Below are 1,011 nucleotides of genomic sequence, written 5' to 3'. Positions count from 1 at the left end.
CGGTCCAGTTGTTGGAGCCGGAGACCGTGACATTGAGGTTGTACCGGTCACTCCACTGCTGCCCGGCCGACAGAGTCGCCGTACACCCGCTGCCGGTGCCACCGCCGGTGCCGCCACCGTCGGGGGCCACGGCACGACCGGTCCGCGGCGAGATCATGCCGGCACACAGGCCGCGACCGGCCAGCCCCTGTGCGATGCGCGGGATCGCGGCGAGCGTGTTGGCCGACCAGTCGTGCATGAGCATGGTCTGGCCGTTGGTGAGCCGGCCGGCGGCCTGCACGATCGCGTCGGTGTTGGCGCCGTTCCAGTCCTGCGAGTCGACGTCCCAGATGATCTCGGTCAGGCCGTACTTGGCCTCGACCGCCTTCACGTTCGAGTTGGTCTCGCCGTACGGCGGCCGGAACAGCTTTGGGGTGCCGCCGCCCGCAGCCGCGATGGCCTGCTGGGTCCGGGAGATCTCCGAGTCGATCTGTGCCTGGCTGAGCTGGGTCAGATGCGGGTGGCTGTAACTGTGGTTGCCGACCCACATGCCGGCGTTCACCTGCGCCCGTACCTGGGACGGATTGGCGGCGGCGTAGTTGCCCTGGTTGAACATCGTGGCCCGCAGACCGTTCTGCTTGAGCGCGTTGAGCAGGGCGGGCGTGTTGCCGGACGGGCCGTCGTCGAAGGTGAGCCCGACGTATCCGTTGCAGGCCGCGGCCTGGGCGGGGGCGGCCTGGGTGGGGGCCGCGCTGACGGTGAGGGCACTCGCGGCGGCCGTCGCGACGACGGTCAGTGTCGTGACCAGGGAGCGTAACGAGAGATGCGGTCCGGCTCTCATGGGAAATGGTCCTCCAGCCTCGGGTGGTAGGGGGGTCAGCTCGGAGTGCAGGAGACCGTCGGCCAGGTCCAGTTGCCGTTGGGCTGGATGGTGACGCCGAAGGTGTTGCCGGTGCCGTTGGGTTTGGCGGTCAGTACCTGGGCGCTGGGGTAGCTGGCGCTGGTGTTCCAGGTGGAGAGGACCTTCGCGGG

The 1,011-nt window shown here is 69.2% G+C and carries 1 protein-coding gene and 1 pseudogene; both read right to left on the bottom strand.

What is annotated here, in order from left to right; translation table 11 throughout:
- Nucleotides 1–820: polysaccharide deacetylase family protein (locus ACWBNA_RS47820; protein ID WP_482710878.1), on the bottom strand; the 820-nt coding region annotated here is incomplete at its 3' end.
- Between the two features lie 35 nt (nt 821–855).
- Nucleotides 856–1,011 (bottom strand): annotated as a pseudogene (locus ACWBNA_RS47815) (glycoside hydrolase family 11 protein); the annotation flags it as partial.

The sequence above is a fragment of the Streptomyces sp. Q2 genome, from assembly GCF_056820935.1.
The sequence above is the reverse complement of the archived record's forward strand: the minus strand, read 5'-3'. Positions and strand labels throughout refer to the sequence as shown.